Annotated in this window: 15 protein-coding genes and 1 pseudogene; 8 read left to right on the top strand and 8 right to left on the bottom strand. The window is 70.6% G+C overall.

Going from position 1 to position 16,123, the window contains the following annotated elements; all coding sequences use genetic code 11:
• The first annotated feature begins 206 nt into the window (after window positions 1-206).
• Window positions 207-584 (top strand): STAS domain-containing protein, encoded by a 378-nt coding sequence (locus tag ACIRRY_RS05205; RefSeq protein ID WP_403968063.1) that lies wholly within the window; start codon window positions 207-209, stop codon window positions 582-584.
• A gap of 148 nt (window positions 585-732) precedes the next feature.
• Here the strand turns inward: ACIRRY_RS05205 and ACIRRY_RS05200 are convergent, their stop codons facing one another.
• Window positions 733-1,170, bottom strand: coding sequence for a protease inhibitor (locus tag ACIRRY_RS05200; RefSeq protein ID WP_403968061.1), 438 nt, complete (start codon window positions 1,168-1,170; stop codon window positions 733-735).
• Between the two features lie 324 nt (window positions 1,171-1,494).
• Here ACIRRY_RS05200 and ACIRRY_RS05195 point away from each other — a divergent pair, with 324 nt between their 5' ends.
• The 5 genes and pseudogenes from ACIRRY_RS05195 to ACIRRY_RS05175 form a co-directional block, all read left to right on the top strand.
• The gene (locus ACIRRY_RS05195) at window positions 1,495-2,049 is read left to right on the top strand and encodes a hypothetical protein (protein ID WP_403968059.1); all 555 of its coding nucleotides are present in this window, start codon (window positions 1,495-1,497) and stop codon (window positions 2,047-2,049) included.
• A gap of 203 nt (window positions 2,050-2,252) precedes the next feature.
• Window positions 2,253-3,857 carry a purine-cytosine permease family protein gene (locus ACIRRY_RS05190; RefSeq protein ID WP_403968057.1) on the top strand — a complete coding sequence of 535 codons (1,605 nt, stop codon included), beginning with the start codon at window positions 2,253-2,255 and terminating at the stop codon, window positions 3,855-3,857.
• Window positions 3,857-4,531 carry a cyclase family protein gene (locus ACIRRY_RS05185; protein WP_403968055.1) on the top strand — a complete coding sequence of 225 codons (675 nt, stop codon included), beginning with the start codon at window positions 3,857-3,859 and terminating at the stop codon, window positions 4,529-4,531. The genes ACIRRY_RS05190 and ACIRRY_RS05185 overlap by 1 nt, the downstream gene beginning before the upstream one ends.
• A 46-nt stretch (window positions 4,532-4,577) precedes the next feature.
• Window positions 4,578-5,273, top strand: coding sequence for an alpha/beta fold hydrolase (locus tag ACIRRY_RS05180; protein ID WP_403968053.1), 696 nt, complete (start codon window positions 4,578-4,580; stop codon window positions 5,271-5,273).
• Window positions 5,274-5,312: 39 nt separating this feature from the next.
• Window positions 5,313-5,690: pseudogene (locus ACIRRY_RS05175) on the top strand (2-hydroxyacid dehydrogenase); the annotation flags it as partial.
• Here ACIRRY_RS05175 and ACIRRY_RS05170 read toward each other — a convergent pair.
• Together ACIRRY_RS05170 and ACIRRY_RS05165 are read right to left on the bottom strand one after the other, a co-directional pair.
• Window positions 5,683-7,326, bottom strand: coding sequence for an RICIN domain-containing protein (locus ACIRRY_RS05170; protein ID WP_403968051.1), 1,644 nt, complete (start codon window positions 7,324-7,326; stop codon window positions 5,683-5,685). The pseudogene ACIRRY_RS05175 and the gene ACIRRY_RS05170 overlap by 8 nt on opposite strands.
• A 390-nt stretch (window positions 7,327-7,716) precedes the next feature.
• Window positions 7,717-8,592 (bottom strand): oxidoreductase, encoded by an 876-nt coding sequence (locus ACIRRY_RS05165; protein ID WP_403968049.1) that lies wholly within the window; start codon window positions 8,590-8,592, stop codon window positions 7,717-7,719.
• Between the two features lie 135 nt (window positions 8,593-8,727).
• Here ACIRRY_RS05165 and ACIRRY_RS05160 point away from each other — a divergent pair, with 135 nt between their 5' ends.
• Window positions 8,728-9,624, top strand: a complete 897-nt coding sequence (locus ACIRRY_RS05160; RefSeq protein ID WP_403968048.1) for a helix-turn-helix transcriptional regulator — start codon at window positions 8,728-8,730, stop codon at window positions 9,622-9,624.
• 13 nt (window positions 9,625-9,637) lie between these two features.
• Here ACIRRY_RS05160 and ACIRRY_RS05155 read toward each other — a convergent pair whose 3' ends face one another.
• The 4 genes from ACIRRY_RS05155 to ACIRRY_RS05140 all read right to left on the bottom strand — a co-directional run bounded on the left by ACIRRY_RS05155 (window position 9,638) and on the right by ACIRRY_RS05140 (window position 12,634).
• Window positions 9,638-10,012, bottom strand: a complete 375-nt coding sequence (locus tag ACIRRY_RS05155; RefSeq protein ID WP_403968046.1) for a toxin Doc — start codon at window positions 10,010-10,012, stop codon at window positions 9,638-9,640.
• Window positions 10,013-10,015: 3 nt separating this feature from the next.
• The gene (locus ACIRRY_RS05150) at window positions 10,016-10,261 is read right to left on the bottom strand and encodes a hypothetical protein (RefSeq protein ID WP_403968045.1); all 246 of its coding nucleotides are present in this window, start codon (window positions 10,259-10,261) and stop codon (window positions 10,016-10,018) included.
• A 151-nt stretch (window positions 10,262-10,412) separates the two neighbouring features.
• Complete coding sequence (locus tag ACIRRY_RS05145) at window positions 10,413-11,024, bottom strand: hemerythrin domain-containing protein (protein ID WP_403968043.1); 612 nt, start codon at window positions 11,022-11,024, stop codon at window positions 10,413-10,415.
• The gene (locus ACIRRY_RS05140; protein ID WP_403968041.1) at window positions 11,021-12,634 is read right to left on the bottom strand and encodes a DHA2 family efflux MFS transporter permease subunit; all 1,614 of its coding nucleotides are present in this window, start codon (window positions 12,632-12,634) and stop codon (window positions 11,021-11,023) included. The genes ACIRRY_RS05145 and ACIRRY_RS05140 overlap by 4 nt, the downstream gene beginning before the upstream one ends.
• Before the next feature lie 178 nt (window positions 12,635-12,812).
• Here ACIRRY_RS05140 and sigJ point away from each other — a divergent pair, with 178 nt between their 5' ends.
• The gene (gene sigJ, locus ACIRRY_RS05135; protein WP_403968039.1) at window positions 12,813-13,739 is read left to right on the top strand and encodes an RNA polymerase sigma factor SigJ; all 927 of its coding nucleotides are present in this window, start codon (window positions 12,813-12,815) and stop codon (window positions 13,737-13,739) included.
• Between the two features lie 18 nt (window positions 13,740-13,757).
• Here the strand turns inward: sigJ and ACIRRY_RS05130 are convergent, their stop codons facing one another.
• Window positions 13,758-16,001, bottom strand: coding sequence for a glycoside hydrolase family 9 protein (locus tag ACIRRY_RS05130; protein WP_403968037.1), 2,244 nt, complete (start codon window positions 15,999-16,001; stop codon window positions 13,758-13,760).
• Window positions 16,002-16,123: the final 122 nt, after the last annotated feature.

Below are 16,123 nucleotides of genomic sequence, written 5' to 3'. Positions count from 1 at the left end.
GCCTGAGCCGCACAGACCGAGGGGCCGCCGTCCGCAGGGAGACGGCGGCCCCTCCTCACTTCCTTACTGACAGAAAGTCAACCTTTCTGACCGAAGTTCACCATGTCGAGTGAACCAGATCTCGTGGGCGGCGTGTCATGGATGCTCGGGGCTTCTCCGGGGTAACTACCGAGACCGAATGCGCCCCGTGCCGAGGTGGAGCGGCCATGACAGCGGAAGCGGACGAACTCGACAGTCCCACGACCAACTCCTGTGCCCTTACCCGGCCTTACGGCCCCTTCACGGTGGTCGAGGTCTCCGGCGAGATCGACATGGCGACCGCCGGCCTGGTCGTCGAGCACCTCGACGCCGCGACGGCGGTCGCGGAGCCCGACGTACTGGTCGATCTGCGGCCCGTCGAGTTCCTGGACTGTTCGGGGCTGCGCGCCCTGTGCCGGGCCGAGCGCCGGGCGAGGGAGCGCGGCGGACGGCTGCGGATCGTCTCCGACGGGCCGCGCATCGACCGCCTGCTGCGCGCCTCGGGGCTGTTCGGCCGCTTCCCGCCGCTGCGCACCCTGCCCGCCCGGGCGGAGCGGCCGGAATGACGACGAACGAAGGCAGGGGCCGGCACGGGCGACCCCACACCGCCCGGCCGACCCCTGATGCGGGACCGCACTGCTCCGCGACAGGGGCACGCGCTCCCCAGCTACGGACCCTCCCTGTTGCTCACGGAGACCGTGCGATCCCGGTCTCTCAGAACGTGAAGACGCCTCCGTATCCGTAGGAGTCCTTCACGCACTCGTTGGAGAAGACGCGCTCGTAGGAGACGCGCTTGCCCTGCCACACACCGTCGATGGTGACGACGACGGGGCGGTAGAGCTTGTTGCAGAGCACGTCGCCCCGGGCCGTCAGGGCGTCGAAGTCGCCCCCGATGCCGCGCAGTTCGGCGCAGGCCTCGGCGGCGGCCGGGTGGGTGCCGGAGGAGGTGGGCGCGCAGGTGAGGGTCACGGCGCGTTCCGGTGTGGCGAGGGCGGCGTCATCGCCGTGGCCCATGGTCAGCACCAGGGCCGACGGGGCGTAGAGCGCGGACGGGCCCGCTCCGTGTGCCGCGAGGGCCGACCCGGTCAGGGGTCCGCAGACGGCGGTGGCCGTCAGACCCAGGGTCGCTGCCCAGCGCGCGGTGTTCCGCATTGTGTGCATCCTTCCGCTAGATGCCGGTCCCGCTCGGTCGGTGCCGGACCGGCGGGCGCCACTCTGCCGAGTCCGCCGCCGAAACTCACATCCCACCCACAGGTTTCAGTAACCTTGCGTGTTGAATCAGTGGCGTGAAGTCACAGAATTCGAACGTGCGAACCCCGTAACCACGGGGTTCTTGATCGTCGGATCGGGCCGGATGGCCGGTTTACCCCCGCTCACGGATCGTCCTGAAACAGTCCCGAAACATTCCGCTTCAGCTCTCGGCGCACTCCGCCGCAGCCCCTTGCATTCGTCTTGCTCGTGAGTAATCGTCATTACATGATTACGACAGAGCAGCAGGAGAAGCTTCGCGGCTGGTTCACCGGCCGTCTGCCCGACGACCTGTTCGAGGAGTTGGTCGAGGTCACGGTCGACCGCGAGGAGGTCACCGTGATCGGCCGCATCCCCGCGCCCCGGCTCGCCGAGGGCGTCTCGGACGCCGAGCAGGAGGCCGCCGTCCAGGGCCGGGTCCAGGAGTTCCGCGAGCGCACCCGGGAGACCCGGATCGCCCTCGCCCGCGAGGCCGAGCACCGCTTCCGCAGGAAGGTCTCGTGGGGTGCGGAGTGTGCCGGGGAGCGGTCCCTGTTCACCCACGTCTCCGCACCCGTCATGACCCGGCTGCGCCAGCCCGAGCGCCAGGTCCTCGACACCCTCATCGCCGCCGGCGTGGCCCGCAGCCGCAGCGACGCGCTCGCCTGGTGCGTCCGCCTCGTCCAGCGCCACACCGACGACTGGCTCACCGAACTGCGCGACTCCCTCGAACACGTCCAGCGGGTCCGCGCCCAGGGCCCCGACACCGAACCGGAGGACGACGCCGCGAGCGACAGCGAATAGCAGCAGGGGTGGATGATTCCTCCACCCCTGGCGCGGAAGATGGATGAACCGTCCTCTGGTGCGGGTGTCACGGCCCGCCATAACGTCGGCGGACACCCTGAGGACGGCATCCGTTCACCCCGCCCACCCCGCGCGCGTGACCGGCCGTCCCCACCGCCACCGCGCCACAACGCGCTCCACCGCCGTCCCCCGCTGGAGCCCCCTTGTCCTCCTCCTCGTCCTCGCAGCCCGCCCCCTCCCCCGCCGCGCCGAGCCAGTCCCTGACCGAGGTCGAGACCTACGGCGTCGAGCGCATCCCCGACGCGGACCGCACCGCGACCCCGCTCGACCTGTTCCGGGTCGCGTTCGGCGGTGCCAACACCTTCTCCACCTGTGTGCTGGGCGCCTTCCCGATCCTGTTCGGCCTCTCCTTCTGGCAGGGCCTCGCGGCCACCCTCCTCGGAGTCGTCGTAGGCGCGCTGATCCTGTGCCCGATGGCGGTGTTCGGTCCGGTCAACGGCACGAACAACGCGGTCGCCTCCTCCGCGCACCTCGGCGTGCACGGCCGGGTCGTCGGCTCCTTCCTGTCCCTGCTCACCGCCGTCGCGTTCTTCTCCATCTCGGTGTGGAGCTCCGGCGACGCCCTGGTCGGCGGCGCGCACCGGCTCTTCGGCCTGGAGCAGAGCACGCTGTCGTACGTCGTCGCGTACGCGCTGTTCGCCGTCCTGGTCCTCGCGGTCTGCGTCTACGGCTTCCGGTTCATGCTGTTCGTCAACAAGATCGCCGTGATGTCCGCGACGCTCCTGTTCCTGCTCGGCGCGATCGCCTTCGCCGGTGACTTCGACCCGTCGTACGCCGGTGTCTTCACGTCCTCCGCGGACGCGGCGACGCAGTCGCTGTTCTGGCCGTCGTTCATCGGCGCGGCCCTGATCGTGCTCTCCAACCCGGTGTCCTTCGGCGCGTTCCTCGGCGACTGGTCGCGCTACATCCCGGCGAACACCCCGCGCCGCAAGGTGGTCGGGGCCGCGTTCCTCTCCCAGATCGCCACGCTCCTGCCGTTCGTCTTCGGCCTGGCGACGGCGAGCATCATCGCCACCAAGGCACCGAAGTACGTCGACCCGGCCGCCCCCGACTTCGTGGGCGGACTCCTCGCGATCTCACCGGGCTGGTTCTTCCTGCCGGTCTGTCTGCTGGCCCTGATCGGCGGCATGTCAACCGGCACGACCTCGCTCTACGGCACCGGGCTCGACTTCTCGTCGGTGTTCCCGCGGCTGTCGCGGGTGCAGGCGACGATGCTGGTCGGCGTACTGTCCATCGCGTTCATCTTCATCGGGCGCTTCGGCCTCGACCTCGTGCAGTCGATCTCGACCTTCGCCACGATGATCATCACCTGCACCACACCCTGGATGGTCGTGATGATGCTGGGCTTCTACACCCGGCGCGGCTGGTACGACCCGGACGCGCTCCAGGTCTTCAACCGCCGTCAGCGCGGCGGGCGTTACTGGTTCTCGCACGGCTGGAACTGGCGCGGCATGGCCGCCTGGTGGGTGGCCGCCGTGGTGGGCGTGCTGTTCACCAACATCCCGGGCCAGTTCGTCGGCCCGCTCGGCGATCTCGCCAACGGCGTCGACATCGGCCTGCCCCTGTCGCTGGCCGTGGCCGCCGTGCTGTTCCTGTCCCTGCTCCGGCTGTTCCCCGAACCCCGCGCGGTCTACGGCCCGGAGGGCGCCCGGCTGGCCCGCACCGTCGAGGTCCCGGTGCCGCCGATCACCGGCCCCGGCGCGGAGTCCACCGCCGAGGCACCCGTGCCGGCCGGCGGGGGCGGTTGATGCCGTCGGCCTGGATCGACCTGTCGGTGCCCGTCGTCGCCGGGATGCCCGTGTATCCCGGCGACCCGGCCGTCGAGATCTCCCCCGCCCTGCGCGCACCCCGGGACGGTGTCAACGTCCTTCAGCTCCACATGGGTTCGCAGTCCGGCACGCATGTCGACGCCCCGTACCACGTGGACGACGCCTGGCCCCGCCTCGACGAACTGTCCCTGGAGTTCTTCGGCGGGCATGCGGTGGTCGCCGACGTACGGGGGCTGCCGGCGCGGGCGCCGATCACTCCCGCACTGCTGGCACCCGCGCTGAACAGGCTCCGGCTGCGCCCGGGTTCACTGGTTCTGCTGGCCACGGGCTGGTCGGCGTACTGGGGCACCGACGAGTATCTCGCCCACCCGTGGCTCACCCCGGAGGCCGCCGAGGCCCTCGTCGCGGCGGGCGTCCGTACAGTGGCGGTCGACGCGCTGAGTGTCGATCCGACGCCCGAACCGGGCGACCAGACGGCCGAGTTGGCCCTGCCCGCCCATCGCGTGCTGTGCGGCGCGGGCGGGGTGATCGCCGAGAACCTCACGGGACTCGACCAGGTCATCGGCCTCCAGGACGTGGAGTTGTTCCTGTTCCCGCTGCGGCTGGCGGGGGCGGACGGCGCGCCGGTACGGGCCGTGGCGCGGGCGGTCTGATCGTTCCCGGAGGAGCGTTGTCAGACCCGGCGGTTACGTTGGGCCCATGACTCGATTCGTTGTGGTGGCAGGCGCGTGGCTCGGTGCGTGGGCGTGGGACGAGGTGGTGCCCGAGCTGCGTGCGGCAGGGCACGAGGCGTATGCGCTGACCCTGTCCGGGCTGGCGGAGAAGCAAGGTGTGGCGGCCGGACAGCAGACACATGTCCAGGACATCATCGACGAGGTCGAGCGCCTCGATCTGCGGGACGTCGTCCTGGTCGGGCACAGCTACTCCGGTGTGCCTGTGGGCCAGGCGGCGGAGCGGATCGGCGACCGGCTGACCCGGGTGGTGTTCGTCGACTCGGGCGTGCCGGTCGACGGGGAGTCGGCCCTGGACGGCTTCCCGAGCGACCCCGTCAGGAAGTCCCTCGCCGAGAACGGCGGAGTCTGGCCGCCCCCGGACCCCGCCGACTTCGCCGGCCAGGACCTCACCGGCGAGCAGATCGCCCGCATCGTCACCGACGGGACCCCGCACCCGGGTGCCAGCCTCACCGAACCGGCGGTCCTGGCCCACCCGTTGGGCGATCTCCCCGCCACCTACGTCAAGTGCCTGCTCGACGGCGACGAGTTGCCCGCCCCGGCGGACGAACTGGTCGCGAGCGGGCGCTGGGAGCTGGTCCGGATGGACACGGGCCACTGGCCGATGTTCTCCCGGCCCCTCGAACTGGCCCGCGTACTCGTCGAGTCGGCCACCCGCCCCTGACCCGCGCGCCCCTCTCCCCCACCCTCGACGAGGAATCCGCATGCCCCGCTCGACAAGTTGCTGCGTCTCTCCGACTACGTCACCCTGCACGCGCCGCTCACCGAAGGGACCCGGCATCTCCTGGACGCGGAGCGGCTCGCGCTGCTGAAGCCGACCGCGTTCGTGATCAACACCGCGCGGGGCGCCCTGATCGACCAGGACGCCCTCGAAGCCGGCGCCCTCGCCGGTGCCGGCCTGGACGTCTTCGACCCCGAACCGCCCACTCCGGCCCTGCGGTTGCTCAAGGCCCCGAACGTGGTGCTCTCGCCGCACGTCGGCGGTGTGACCCGGGAGACGGTGCTCCGGATCGCGCCGGCCGCCGTGCGGAACGCAACCGGCTGTCCGACCGGCGGACCACCGGCCGATGTCGTCAGCTGAGGCGGTCCGAGATCTTCGCCGGGCGCGGTGACGGATTTCCGGTGCCGGTGATCGACAGCGAACCGGGGCTGGCCGTCACCGAGTCGGTCAGCCAGCGCTGCGCGGTGGAGCCGTCGCGGACCTTGAGGACGATGTCGGCGCCCGGCTCGGTGTTCGTCGAGGTGAGCGCGAGCTGCGAGTTCCAGCGCGGCAGCAACTCGCCCCGCACGGTGAGGTCGTAGCGGACATCGTTGCCGCGCTTGGCCTTCGCGTCGGCGCAGGTTCCGAGGACGACGACACCCGCGTCCGCGTGCGAGTCCAGGCACAGCCCGGGGCTCGCCGCGCTGCGCAGCAACCCGTCGGTGTCGTACGACCACTCCTGGGTGTCGGCCGACGAGCACACGGCCAGCCGGGTGCCGGCGCCGGCCTTCGGGGTGCCCACGATGTCGAGGCACAGATCGGCGGCGGCGTTGTGCAGCCTCGTCCGCCCGGGTGCGGCGGGGAGTCCGGCCGTGCCGGGGGCCGCCGAAGAGGCGTGTCCTGAGCCGCTGTTGGTGGTGCCGGAGGCGACCGGCTCGGCGGCGCCGCCGTCGTGGTCCGGCCACAGACCGACGGCGAGCACGATCGCGGCGACCCCGGCGCCGACCAGACCGACACCGACCACCAACGACCGGGCGGACCGCGTCTCACGTGCCTCGCGGGCCGCGTCCACGATCCGGCGGCCGGGTGCGGGGAGCCGGGACAGCAGCCGGTGCCGTCCGGTGCCGCCGCCGGAATGCGCGCCGTGCCGGCCGCCGGACCTGGTCCGGGTGTCGCGCCCGGCCCGGCCGGGCCGGGACGCGAGGTAGGGGCGGGCTCCCCAGCCGAGCACGGCCTCGGCCAGGAGGACCCCCAACCCGCCTTCGAAATAGCTGAGTTGTTCGGCCGCGAAACGGCAGTGGCGGCACTGGGCGAGATGCTGCTGGACATCCGGCAGGAGTGCGCCGCCGCGCCGAATGGGGACGTCGAGGAGGCGGTTGTAGAAGCGGCAATCCGGGGTCGGCGCGAGTTCCCGATGGGCGCGTACACAACCTTCGCGGAATTTTTCGTGCGCCTGCTGGAGAGCGGCCGACGCGTTGTCGGTATCCATGCCGAGGAGGGCCGCCGGCACGGTTATCGACTCGGCCTCGACCTCGGTGTGCCACAGCAGACACTGGGCGAACGGCGTAAGAGTCTGGAAAGACCGCTCGGCGAGCTTGCGATTTTCGGCGGTCATGGACTTCGCGGCACGCATGCCGCGCCCCCCGGAGGGATTCTCCAGATCCGGCAGAACACTGGATATTCGCTCTTCCAGAGTCCACTCCCGGATCGTGTCGCGCACGGTCAGCAGCAGCCGGGGCCGCAGTGCCACCCCGTGTTCGCCGAACGTCAGCCGGTCGAACACCCGGTGGAAGGCGGCCGCCGCGGCCATCGCGGGCACGGTCCCCTCGGCGGCGAGACAGACGCCCGCGTAATCCTGGACCGGTCGCCAGTGCCGCGCCATGAGCAACGCGACGGAATGAGCGGCCTCGCCCTCCGGACGGCCCCGCAGCCGGGCGGCCAGGGTCTCGTCGGATTCCTCTGGGGCCCCGCCGTCCGGCGGCGGGTAAGGAGGACGAGGAGGGTGCGGGATGGACACGGAGTGGATTCCTCGGATTCGGTTCATCAACAGGTCAATGAGCCCCGGGCTTTATCCCCGCGCGGGTGTTTCACCCTTGCACAACCCATCGAACCCAACAAGGCACTTGGGTAACTTCCACATCATTGAAAGTAAGTCAGAGACGATGACAACTCGGCTCACTCGCACCGGCTTTCGACTTTCCATGCGCCCCGTGTGAACCATGCGCACACACCGGTGCGGCACGCACGCTCCCGGGGCACGGCGCACCGCGGTGCACTGGAATCGGCCCTTCTCGGAGGCCACGCGCTGGACGGCGGCTCTCCCGCGCCAAACGGCCGCCGACCTTGCTCCTCCCGCCCTGGGTCGGCGGCCCCGAGGGCGGGGGCGGCCCACCCCCGCCCTCCCGCATCAGGCCGTGGCCCGGCCGATGGCGTCGAGTTCCGCGACCGCGTCGGCGGGCAGCACCAGATCCGCGGCGGCGATGTTGTCCCGCAGATGCGCGCGCGAGGACGTACCGGGGATCAGAACGGTGGTGGCCGAACGCCGCAACAGCCAGGCCAGAGCGACCTGTTGGGGCGAGGCGGCCAGCCGGGCAGCGACGTCGGAAAGGGTCCGCGACTGCAGCGGGGCGAAGCCGCCGAGCGGGAAGTACGCGGCGAACGCGATGTTCTCCGCGGCACACCGCTCGACGAGGGCGTCGTCGTGCCGGTTGGCCAGGTTGTACAGGTTCTGCACGGTGACGACCGGGGCGATGGCCTGGGCCTCGGTCAGTTGGGCGGCGGAGACCGCGCTCAGCCCCAGGTGCCGGATCAACCCGGCTTTCCGCAGTTCGGCGAGGGCACCGAACTTCTCCCCGATCGGCTCCTCGTCGGCGGCGTCCTGTGTGCCGACCCGCAGGTTCACCACATCCAGCACGTCGAGCCCGAGGTTGCGGAGGTTGTCGTACACCTGGGCCTTGAGGTCCTCGGGGTGCCGGGACATGATCCAGCTGCCGTCGGGTCCGCGCCGGGCGCCGACCTTGGTCACGATGCGCAGGTCGTCGGCGTACGGGTGGAGGGCCTCCCTGATGATCTCGTTGACGACGACGGGGCCGTAGAAGTCGCTCGTGTCGATGTGGGTGATGCCTCGCTCGACGGCCTCACGGAGGACGGCAACCGCTTCGGCGCGGTCCTTCGGCGGGCCGAAGACATGGGGGCCGGCCAGTTGCATGGCGCCGTATCCCATGCGGGTGAGGGTGAGGTCCTCGGCGAGGGTGAGGGTGCCGCCCGAGACGGTGTCGGCCATGGTGGCGCGCCTTTCGATGGATGTCGTGGGCTGTCACCGACTCTGCGTCTGTCCCGGCCGGGCAGGCAGTACCCGGATGTTCCTGGTAGTGACAGGGACACGCACCTCCGGGATTTCGGATCTACGGTGGTGGGTGTGGACGGCAAGAACGCGCTCGGCGAGTTTCTGCGGGCCCGCCGTGAGCGGGTCCGGCCCGAGGACGTGGGCCTGAGCGGCGGCGGGCTGCGCCGGGTGCCGGGGCTGCGCCGGGAGGAGGTCGCCCTGCTGGCCGGCATCAGCTCCGACTACTACCTGCGGCTGGAGCAGGGCCGCGACCGCAACCCGTCCGTGCAGGTGCTGGAGGCGCTGGCCCGGGTGCTGCACCTGGACGCCTCCGCGACCGCCCACCTGGTCGGCCTGGGGCAGCCGGAGCGGCCTGCCGTGTCCCGCCGACGCGTCAGGCGGCCCGAGGCGGTGCCGATGAGCGTCCGCGAGCTGCTGGACACCTGGTCCGGTCACCCGGCGTATGTGCAGAACCGGTTCACGGACTGTCTCGCGGCCAACGCGCTGTGCCGGGCGCTGTCCCCGAGCTACACACCGGGTGTGAACCTGCTGCGAGCGGTGTTCCTCGACCCGGCCGAGCACCAACTGCGCCGCGACTGGGACGAGTTGACCGCCGAGGGCGTGGCCACCCTGCGCGGTCACATCGGCCCCGACGTCGACGATCCCCGACTCGTGGAGCTGGTGGGCGAACTGTCCGTCCGCAGTGATCGCTTCCGCCACCTCTGGAGCCGCCACGAGGTACGCCCCATGCTCGGCCGGACCAGCCTTCTCAGCCACCCCCTCGTCGGCGACTTCGAGCTGCGGTCGAACAAGTTCGAGATCCCCGGCACGAACGCACTGAGCATGGTCGTCTTCCACGCCGAACCGGGCAGCCGCAGCGCGGAGTTGCTGGGACTGCTGGGCAGCCTCGCCGCGTCGGAGAACGCCCCCGGCGAGCGGGGCTCCCTGGCGGCACACGAGGAGAACGCCACCCTCGACGAGGACCGGTAACCCGTCGCAGCGGTCAGATCTGCCAGGAACGCAACCGGTCCGCCGCGCCGTAGACATCCGTCTTGCCGGAGATCAGATCGCGGGCGAGGTCGACGAGGGCGCCGTAGGGCGGATCGATGCCGACGCCGCTGACGAACATGTAGGCGACCGCGGTGGCGCAGGCGAAGCGGGCGTTGGCCGAGGGCAGGGGCTTCAGCAGAGCGAGGGTGTGCAGCAGGGCGGTGGCCCGCCAGGCCGGGTCCGAGTCGACGCCGAGGCGGGGTGGATCGACGCGGTGCCGGGCGACTGCCGCCACCAATGCCGAGAAGTCGTTGATGGTGGGCTGGTCCGGCAGGACTTCCTCATGCCGCTGGAGCAGCCAGGGCACGTCGATATGGATGACGGCCATGCGTCAGGCGACCCGCCCCTCGCCCTTGCCCGACGGTTCGTCCTCGGGAAACGCGGCGGCGAACTCGTCGGCATGCGTGGCGAAGAACCGCCGGAAGGCCTCGGCCCCCTCCTGCAGCGCCCGGTGCCGAGCGATGTCGGCAGCGGCCGCCTCCCGCACCAACGCCTTCATCGACGTACCGCGCTCCTTGGCCATCCGCCGCAGATCCTCGAGCTCACGATCGCTGAACTCCACGTTGAGAGCTGGCATACCACCACGGTACCGCGAGGGTACTTACCCGTAAATACCCCCAGGTCAAGGGAGTCACGAGACGGTACCGGCCCCTCGGTTCGGACCGGCGAAGCCAGGTCCGAACCGAGGGACGCGGGGAACTGCGCGACCAGCCCCCACCGGCCGCAACTCAACGAACAACCCAATACCCTCGCCGCCGATAACTCCCCTCCCAGAACACCCGGTTCAACACCCGCACCGGCGGAGGAAAGGCCCCCAGAACCCGCCCCCGATCCCCATCCCCCACCCCGTCGACAAGCCACGGCACAAACACCGCGGCCCCACGCAACCCCTGCACCTCACGCAACCTCCCCGTGAAAGCAACCCAGTCCGCCCCGGTCAGAACCTCCCCCATCAACGGCAACGCCTCGTCCTCCTCATGCTTCAGATGATCATCAAGCGTCGCCCGCAACGCCCGCACCAGATCAGGGAGTTCGAAAGCCCGAGAGGCCAACGCACCGTCCACCGCAACCAACAGCGGATCGATGCGCGCATGCTCGGCCTCCATGTCGTCGAGAAGCGACAGATCCCGCCCCCGCCCAGCGACCCGCGCCCGGACCCGCGGCCACAGATCACTGTCCTCCGCGGTGTGATGGACGTGCAGCTGATGCTTGAAGTTCTCCCACCCCGCACGGACGGGACCGGTGTGCGCCCTGCCCTCGGCGACCGCTACGGCGAGCCGCTCCAGGTCACGCCGGAAGGCGTCGTGGGAGGCGTACATGGGCGTGAAGTCGATGGTCATCGCGCGGCTTCCTCCAGCTCGGGCTCGGACACGGGCAGCGCGTGCGGATTGGCGGACGGCCCGCGGTGTCGTCGTACGGCGAGACAGGCGAGCGCGCCGGTCAGCAGGACGGCGACGGAGACGTACACGGCGGGCCCCATCGCGTGGACGAACCCATGGCCGAACACCTGGCCGGCAAGCACCCGCACCCGCTCGGCGACATCGCGCGGAACCCCGGTCGGCGCGCCACTCCGCTGCCCGGCACCGACGTCGGACTCCGCCTTGGAGAACCCGGCGACGAAGGACTCCCGGTAGGCGGCGGGGAGTTGACCGGCCCGGGCCCGCGCCTGTTCGGTCAGGGAGGAGGCGAGCCGGGCCTGGAGCACCGCGCCGATCACCGCGCCGGCGAGCACCGAACCGACCTGGCGGAGCGCGTTGGTGACACCGGAGGCGGCGCCGGCGAGCCGGGGCGGGACGTTGCGCATGACCTCGGTGGCCATGGGGGCGAAGGTGCAGCCGACGCCCAGACCCGTGAGGAACAGCGGGCAGGCGATGGTCGGCCAACCCGTGTCTACGTCCGCCACGGCGACGACCCAGACCAGTCCGCCCGCCCAGGCGAGCAGCCCGCCCATCAGGATGAACTTGCCGCCGACCTTGTCCGCGAGCGCTCCGGCCGGCCCGGCCATGACGAACGAGCCGAGGGCGACGGGCAGCAGCACGAGCCCCGCCTTCTGGGCGCTGAAGCCGAGCACGGACTGGAGATAGATCGTCAGCGTCAGGAACATCCCGACCACACCGAACGACACGGTGACGCCGACGAAGTTGATGAGGCTGAAGTCGCGGTCCTTGAAGAGCGAGAACGGGACCAGGGGTTCGCCGTTCTGCTGTCCGCGCTCGTGGAGGAGGAACGCGGTGAACAGGGCGACCGCCGCGCCGAACAGGGTCCAGATTCCGGCGTTCCAGTCGTAGCGCTGTCCCTCTGTGAGCCCAAAGGCCAGGCAGAACAGGGCAGTTGAGGCGAGCGTGACGCCGAGCGTGTCGAAGCGGCGCCGTACCGTGCGCCGGGCGCCCGGGATGATCGTCATGGTCAGGACGAGCACCAGGGCACCGATCGGCAGGTTGACGAAGAAGATCCAGCGCCAGGACAGATGGGTGATGAGCACGCCGCCGAGGATCGGGCCGAGCGCGCCGGACACCCCCGCCACGGCGCCCCAGATGCCCATCGCGACGCCGCGCCGGTCGGCCGGGAACACCTCGGCGATGATCGAGAGGGTCTGCGGCATGAGCAGCGCCGCGCCCAGCCCCTGCACCGCGCGGAACCCGATGAGCTGCGCCGGGTCCTGGGCGAGGCCGCAGGCGAGGCTGGCCAGGGTGAACAGGGCGACTCCGGCGGCGAACAGATTGCGTTTGCCGCGCAGATCGCCGAGGCGTCCGCCGGTGATCAGCAGGACGGCCAGCGCCAGGGTGTAGGCGTTGACGATCCAGAGGATCTCGTCCAGGGACGCGTCGAGGTCCTCGCCGAGTTGCGGGATCGCGATGTTCACGATCGTGAGGTCGAGGAGGGTCATGAAGAACCCGAGCGAGAGCGTGATGAGGATCGCCCAGGGGTTGCCGTGCCACTTCTTGAACACGATGTCGGCTCCCTGCAGAGGACTTGCTTGGGACTCGCGTTCAAGAGGGCGGGACGGCCGACCGGTGTGACACCGCGCCAATTCGCCGAGACGTACGTCACATTCGGCCCGTCGGCCGTCACATTCCGGCCCCCGCCACCCCTCGCAGTGGTGAGCACGCCACCGGGGAGGCGCACATATGTCCGAGATCGCTGTCACCGAAGAGGCGACCGATGTCTTCATGGACCATCGGGAGCTGTTGTTCGGCCTCGTCTACAACATGCTGGGCAGCGTCGCCGACACCGACGACGTCCTCCAGGAGACCTGGCTGTCCTGGACGGCCCGCGCCCGCCGTGCCGCGCTCGGCACCGTCACCAACCCGCGCGCCTATCTCGTCCGCATCGCCGTCAACCACGCCCTCCAGCGCCGCACCACGATCAGCCGCCGCCGCGAGACCTACGTCGGCCCGTGGCTGCCGGAGCCCTTGGTCGGTCAGGTGGCCGACGGTGAGCCCGAGGACCCCGCACTCCGCGCCGAGTCCGTGTCCATGGCCATGCTGGTCGTCCTGGAGTCGCTGACCCCGCTGGAACGCGCGGTGTTCGTCCTCAACGAGGTGTTCGGGTACGCCCACACCGAGATCGCGGACATCATCGACCGCACCCCGGCGGCGGTACGGCAGCTCGCGCACCGGGCGCGGGCCCATGTGCACGCGCGGCGGCCGCTGTACGCGGCGCATCCCCGGGTGCGGCGGGAGGCGACCGAGCGGTTCGTGCGGGCCGCCGTCGGCGGGGACATCGCCTCGCTGATGGAGATCCTCGCGCCGGACGTCACGGTGTGGACCGACAGCGGCGGCAACCGGAAGCCGGCGGGGCTGCGCCCGGTGCACGGACGGGACAAGGCGGTCCGTCTCATCAACTCGTTCGCGGCCCGGCGCCGTCCGCAGGACCTGGAGCTGCGCTACCGGCGCGTCAACGGCGACGACGCGGCCGTGCTGTTCGAGGGCGACTCGCCGTACGCGGTGATGGTCATGGACCTCACGCCCGAGGGCGACCAGGTGTCCGGGGTGTACATCGTGACCAACCCCGAGAAGCTCACGCACGTGCACAGGAACGAGGAGGACGAGTGACCCCGGCGCGGTCGGACGTCAGCTCTGGTCCGCCGCGAACGAGGCCATCCACGCCAGCGCCGCGTTCCAGTTCACCGCCGTCTCGTTGGTCGACCACGACTGGATGTCGTCGATGTAGCAGAACTGGCCGACGCAGCCCAGGAGTTTGCTCTGCGCGTACGGGTCCTGGATGGAGGAGTTGGCGCCGCCCGCGAGCGTGCCCCTCGGCGGGTTCGGGAGGTTCGGGTCGAGTTCGTGGGCGTACCAACGGCTGTGCTGGTTGTGGGAGTTGGCCTCGCCGTAGCCGGTGACGTACGACATGTTGAGGGCGTTGCGGCCCAGGATGTAGTCCATGCTCTGGAGGGCGCCGTCGCGGTATTTGGTGGCGCCGGTGAGGTCGTAGGCGGTGGCGATGACGTGGGCGTTGTTGAGGACCTGGCTGTTGGAGCCCCAGTCGTAGAGGTTGCCGGGCGGTGCGTACGGCATGCCGTAGGGCTGCGTCCGTAGCGTGGTCAGGTAGGTGTTCGCGGCCTCGGTCACCGAGCGGCGGATCCGGTCGCGGCCGGGAAGCCGGTTGGGGACGGTCGCGAGATCGAGGCGGCCCGCTGCCGCCGTGCGGGACCAGTCGAGGCCGAGGGCGCCGAAGATGTCGGCCGTGTTCAGCGGGGAGTTGGTGACGTGGTCGGCGAACTGCCGTTCCCCGGTGGTGAGATACAGCTCCGCCGCCGCCCAGTAGAACTCGTCGGTCGCGTTGTCGTCGGGGTACGCGCCGCCGCCGGTGCCGTCGTTCGGGTCCGGGTACACCGTGGGGTGGGCGAGTGCCGCCGTCCACGCCTTCCTGGCCGCCTTCAGGGCCTTGGCCGCGAACTCCCGGTCGTAGGGCCGGTACAGGCGGGCCGCCTGCGCCGCCGTCGCCGCGAGGTTGAGCGTCGCCTGTGTGGTCGGCGCGTGCAGCTCGCGTTTCTGCGGGTCCTGGCTCGGCAGCAGCGGGAGTCCGGTCCACTGTGCGTCGTGGACCTTGTCGTGCGCCATGCCGGCCAGCGGCTGCCCGTCGGGTACCTGCATCTTCAGCAGGAACTCCAGTTCCCAGCGGGCCTCGTCGAGCACGTCCGGCACCTTGTTGCCGCTCTCCGGAATGGCGAGCGTCCCGTCGCTCAGTGATACCGGCCGACCGGTGGGGGCGAGGCGCGAGCGCTCGTAGGTGCTCAGCAACTCCCAGGTGGAGATACCGCCGTTGACGACGTACTTGCCGTGGTCGCCCGCGTCGTACCAGCCGCCGGTCACGTCAAGTGTGTAGGCACACAGGCCGGGTTGGCAGGGCACGTTCGCGTCGCCCTGGTTGGGGGCGACGTTCAGGTGACCGGCCGGGCGCGCGTAGCCGGGGCGCAGCTCGTCGCGTATCGGGATGCCGCTGCGCTGGGTGTAGTAGTACTTCAGCGAGTCGAGCCGCAATTGCTGATAGGCGGCCGTTCCGATGGCGAAGGGGTGGCTGGTCTCTCCGTCGGCCACCAGCGTGAAGCCCTCGCCGTGCCCCCGGTAGGAGCCGAAGTCGATCGACTGGACGTTCTGCGCGGAGGCCGTGTCGGTGCCGCGCGGCACGGTCCGCCCGTGCGCGACCACCGCGCCCGCCGCGTTCCTCAACTGCCAGGGCAGCGCGGCCGTGGACGTGGTCACCAGCGTCGCGTTCTTCGGCCCGTCGGGCAGATAGGCGACCTGGTTCACCCGCACACGGGGCCCGGTGTCCGGTTGGTACACCTCCGGCGGCACCCCGCCCAGCAGCGACACGTCGTCCATGCAGAAGTGCCAGGCGTCCGTACCGCCGCCGAGCTGGAAGGCGACCTGCCCCTGTGTCGTGTCGACGGGTGAAGTGAACGTGTACGCATAGGAGTTGCCCGCCCCGCTCAGCTCGGGACTGACCTCGTAGTAGGTGTCGTACGGCGCCACCGACAGCCCGACGATCGCCCGCGCCACCTGCCCATCGGGCGAACCGGACGCCGTGAAGGCGAACTTGTACGACTCGCCCTTCACCAGGGTGATGTCGTTCTGGCCGACGGCGGCGTCCCACCGGTTGGTCGTGCCGCCCGGCACATCCGCGCAGAGCCGCCCGTCGGACAGGCCGGCGGTGACGTTGCTCGTCGTCCACCAGGGTTCGGTGGTGGTGTCGAAGCCGCCGTTCCTCACCTGTTCGACCTCGTCGGCCCCGGCCGGACCGGCCGGGAGCGTGGTGAGCGCCGCCACGAGCAGGGCCGTGGCGGCGAGCAGGGTCGTGCCGCGTCGTTTCACGTCTGAGCCCCTCACGGGTGCGGGAGCGCTCCCAAGCGCTGCGGACGCAGGCCATGCTGTTCGAGACATGACATGCCGTCAACGGTCCGGACAGGCCAGATTCCCGTCCGGACCGTGAACGG

The sequence above is a fragment of the Streptomyces sp. NPDC101776 genome (assembly GCF_044766845.1).
GTDB lineage: Bacteria > Actinomycetota > Actinomycetes > Streptomycetales > Streptomycetaceae > Streptomyces.
Note: the sequence above shows the minus strand (reverse complement) of the source record. Positions and strands in the feature narration are given on the sequence as shown.

Excerpts from the sequence above, each read along its gene's own strand:
- ACIRRY_RS05195 (WP_403968059.1), top strand. The coding sequence starts at position 1,495 with ATGATTACGACAGAGCAGCAGGAGAAGCTTCGCGGCTGGTTCACCGGC.
- ACIRRY_RS05155 (WP_403968046.1), bottom strand. The coding sequence starts at position 10,012 with ATGGCCGTCATCCATATCGACGTGCCCTGGCTGCTCCAGCGGCATGAG.
- ACIRRY_RS05200 (WP_403968061.1), bottom strand. The coding sequence starts at position 1,170 with ATGCGGAACACCGCGCGCTGGGCAGCGACCCTGGGTCTGACGGCCACC.
- ACIRRY_RS05150 (WP_403968045.1), bottom strand. The coding sequence starts at position 10,261 with ATGCCAGCTCTCAACGTGGAGTTCAGCGATCGTGAGCTCGAGGATCTG.
- ACIRRY_RS05185 (WP_403968055.1), top strand. The coding sequence starts at position 3,857 with ATGCCGTCGGCCTGGATCGACCTGTCGGTGCCCGTCGTCGCCGGGATG.
- ACIRRY_RS05205 (WP_403968063.1), top strand. The coding sequence starts at position 207 with ATGACAGCGGAAGCGGACGAACTCGACAGTCCCACGACCAACTCCTGT.
- sigJ (WP_403968039.1), top strand. The coding sequence starts at position 12,813 with ATGTCCGAGATCGCTGTCACCGAAGAGGCGACCGATGTCTTCATGGAC.
- ACIRRY_RS05180 (WP_403968053.1), top strand. The coding sequence starts at position 4,578 with ATGACTCGATTCGTTGTGGTGGCAGGCGCGTGGCTCGGTGCGTGGGCG.
- ACIRRY_RS05145 (WP_403968043.1), bottom strand. The coding sequence starts at position 11,024 with ATGACCATCGACTTCACGCCCATGTACGCCTCCCACGACGCCTTCCGG.
- ACIRRY_RS05165 (WP_403968049.1), bottom strand. The coding sequence starts at position 8,592 with ATGGCCGACACCGTCTCGGGCGGCACCCTCACCCTCGCCGAGGACCTC.